General features: G+C 35.7%; 2 protein-coding genes and 1 pseudogene. All 3 read left to right on the top strand.

Features of this window, described 5'->3' with window-relative positions:
* Nucleotides 1–460 precede the first annotated feature (460 nt).
* Nucleotides 461–1995: pseudogene (locus tag Q0546_RS10560) on the top strand (class I SAM-dependent DNA methyltransferase).
* Between the two features lie 86 nt (nt 1996–2081).
* Nucleotides 2082–2801, top strand: coding sequence for a hypothetical protein (locus Q0546_RS10555; RefSeq protein ID WP_298792861.1), 720 nt, complete (start codon nt 2082–2084; stop codon nt 2799–2801).
* Between the two features lies 1 nt (nt 2802).
* A partial coding sequence (locus Q0546_RS10550) for a restriction endonuclease subunit S (protein ID WP_298792859.1) occupies nt 2803–3731 on the top strand: 929 nt, incomplete at its 3' end.

Here is a 3731-nt window from a genome sequence, read left to right as displayed (position 1 = left end):
TATATATAAATTCCGCCAAAGCTCTTTTTCAATAGAGCAACTCCTCATATTCTAAGTATTTTTTATTCGCACCATTTCTAATAAGGGTCTATATTGCATGTGCTTCTACTCATTTTGCTCACATCCTTTTGACACTACTTTACAGAAATTTTGATTAAAAGAAAATAGAACAAATATTAAATAATTCATCTTCTATACTACCCTAATATAATTATTAGCCAACTACTTCCTTCAGTATTATCAACCTTATACAGTCAATTGCATACACAAATAGTCTTTTTTAGCTTTTTACGTGACAAATAAGGGCCGCTACTTATTCGAAATGTTGCAAATTTTCATTAATAACCTCCAAAAAACCTAAAATCACGCCTACTCAGAGTATTTCTCGTCCAGAGCTTTGATTTATAATCTATTTTAGGGCAAAATACGTTTCAACAAATATAAATTTCTAGGATAAAAGATGAACCAAGCAGTGCATAATAAATTAGTTAGTTTTATTTGGTCGATCGCCGATGATTGTTTAAGAGATGTCTATGTGCGCGGAAAATACAGAGATGTAATACTACCTATGGTTGTTCTAAGAAGGCTTGACGCGCTTTTAGAGCCCACAAAAGAAGCCGTACTAAGCGAGATAGATTTTCAAATAAACACGGCCGGGCTTAAAGAGCTAGATGATAGCGGCTTAAGAGATGCGAGCAGCTATGTGTTTTACAACACTAGCAAGTGGACGCTTCAAAAGCTCTACGACACGGCGACAAACTCTTCGGCTATTCTTGAGGCAAATTTCACCGAGTATTTAAACGGATTTAGCCAAAACGTTACCGAGATAATCGACAAATTTAAACTAAAAGCGCAGATAAAACATATGGCAAGCAAAGACGTATTGCTAGATGTTTTGGAAAAATTTACATCGCGCTATATAAATTTAACCGACAAAGAGGTGCTTGATCCTGATGGAAAAAAGTTGCCTCCGCTTACAAACCTCGTCATGGGATATGTTTTTGAAGAGCTAATAAGAAAATTTAATGAATACAACAACGAAGAAGCAGGAGAGCACTTTACGCCTAGGGAAGTTATAAATTTGATGACGCATATCGTCTTTAACCCCATAAAAGATACGCTCCCACCAGTCATCACCATCTACGATCCCGCATGTGGAAGCGGCGGAATGCTAACTGAATCTCAAAATTTCATCAAAGACGAAAACGGCGAAATAAGAGCCAAAAGCGACATATATCTATACGGCAAAGAGATAAACGACGAAACCTACGCCATATGCAAATCAGATATGATGATAAAGGGCAACGACCCCGAAAATATCAAAAACGGCTCCACACTTTCGGTTAATGAATTTGCCGGCATGAAATTTGACTTTATGCTATCAAATCCCCCTTACGGCAAATCGTGGGCGAGTGAGCAAAGATACATAAAAGACGACAAAAACATAATAGATAGCAGATTTATCGTAAGCCTTAGCAACTACTGGGGAAATAAGAGCGACTGTGACGCGACGCCAAGGAGCAGCGACGGACAGCTTTTGTTTTTGATGGAAATGGTAGATAAGATGAAGCCAACATCTATAAACAAACTAGGCAGCCGCATAGCCTCTGTTCATAACGGCAGTTCGCTTTTTACAGGCGATGCAGGCGGCGGAGAGAGCAATATCAGGCGATATATCATAGAAAATGATCTACTAGATGCGATAATACAGCTTCCAAATAATCTTTTTTATAACACCGGCTAACAACCTACATCTGGATACTCTCAAACAACAAACCATCCCACAGACAGGGCAAAACTCAGCTCATCGACGCTAGCGAGCTATACTCAAAGCTAAGGAAAAATTTGGGCGATAAAAACTGCGAGCTAGAGCCAAAACACATCGCCAAAATCATGCAAATTTACGAAAATTTCAAAACTTGCGACGAATTTGTAGATGATAAAAAATCTCATCTAAAATTTTTTCAAACTCCGACTTTGGATACTACAAAGTAAATATCGAACGTCCAAAAAGACTAAAAGCGCGATTTGCTGACGAGCTCATAGAGAGTTTAAAATTTGACAAAAGCCTAGAAGAGCCGATGAAATGGTGTTTAAATAATTTTAAAGATGAGTGCTTTTTGGGACTAAATAATCACAAAAAAGAGATAGAAAAATACCTAGAAAATGAAGAGATAGAGCTAAACGCAAAGCAAAAAAACGCCCTTATCTCAAAAGAGCTTTGGCAAAAGCACCAAATTTTATTCTCTAGCGCAAATAAACTAAAGCAAGAGATCGGTACAGACGAATTTAGCGATTTTAACACCTTTAAAGAGCTAGTCTCAAAAGCGATTAAAAAGCTAGATATCAAGCTAAATGCCTCGCAGATAAACACTATCTTAAACGCCGTCTCTTGGCAAGATGAAAGCGCGGCAAAAGTGATAAAAAAGATAAATAAAATAAATAAAGAAAAGCTTTTACTCACTCATCTAAAATGCAACGCCAGCGAGCTTGAAAATTTCGGTTATTTCAAAGGCGAGAAAAAGGACGAATACATAGAATACGAAAGCGACAGCGAGCTAAGAGATAGCGAAAATATCGCGCTAAAAGATAATATTTTAGATTATTTTTTAAAAGAGGTAAAACCACACGTAAATGACGCTTGGATAAATATAGATAGCGTAAAAATCGGCTACGAGATAAGCTTTAATATATATTTCTACACCCACAAACCACTAAGAAGCATAGACGAAGTAGCAAAGCAAATTTTAGAGCTTGAACGCCAAAGCGACGGGCTTATCAAAGAAATTTTAGGCGAATGATATGGCTAAATTTAAAAGATATGATTCATATAAAAACAGTGGCGTAGAGTGGCTCGTGGAAATTCCTAGCCATTGGGAAATCTTGGCAAACAAATATATATTTAAACTAAAAAGAAACTTAGTTGGAAAAAGATCCAACAAATATGCTTTACTATCATTGACTTTAGATGGTATTGTTAAAAGGGATTTGGATAAGGGTGGAAAATTTCCAGCAGAATTTGACACGTATCAAGAAGTAAAAAATGGAGATTTTGTATTTTGCTTATTTGATGTAGAAGAAACTCCAAGAACTATCGGCCTATCTGAATACGATGGTATGATTACTGGTGCATATACAGTATTTGATGTTCGAAATATTTCTAAGAAGTATTTGTATTATTTTTATTTAAATTTAGACAACAACAAGAGATTAAAGCCTTTATATTTAGGACTTAGAAATACAATATCTAAAGAAAATTTCTTTTCATTTAAAACTTTTATTCCACCAAAAGATGAGCAGGAAAAAATCGCTTCATATCTTGATGAGAAAATAGCCAAAATAGACGCGTCCATAAGCGGGAAAGAGAAATTTATCGAGCTGTTAAAAGAGCAAAAACAGATAATCATAAATGACGCCGTAACCAAAGGGCTTAACAAAAACGCCAAATTTAAAAACAGCGGCGTAGAGTGGCTCGGAGAAATTCCTAGTCATTGGAAATTTGTGAAATTGGGACAAATTTTAAAACCTGTATCTATTAAAAAAAGAGTTGATTTACCGCTTTTATCGATCACAAGAGAGAAAGGAGTAATATTAAGAGATATTGAAAACAAAGATGTCAACCATAATTTTATACCAGACGATTTAAATTCTTACAAAGTTGTTAAAAAGGGTCAATTTGTGATAAATAAAATGAAGGCTTGGCAAGGTTCGTATGGTGTATCTGAATATAC

The sequence above is a fragment of the uncultured Campylobacter sp. genome (assembly GCF_937997465.1).
In the GTDB taxonomy this organism is placed as follows: Bacteria; Campylobacterota; Campylobacteria; order Campylobacterales; family Campylobacteraceae; genus Campylobacter_A.
The sequence above is the reverse complement of the archived record's forward strand: the minus strand, read 5'-3'. Positions and strand labels throughout refer to the sequence as shown.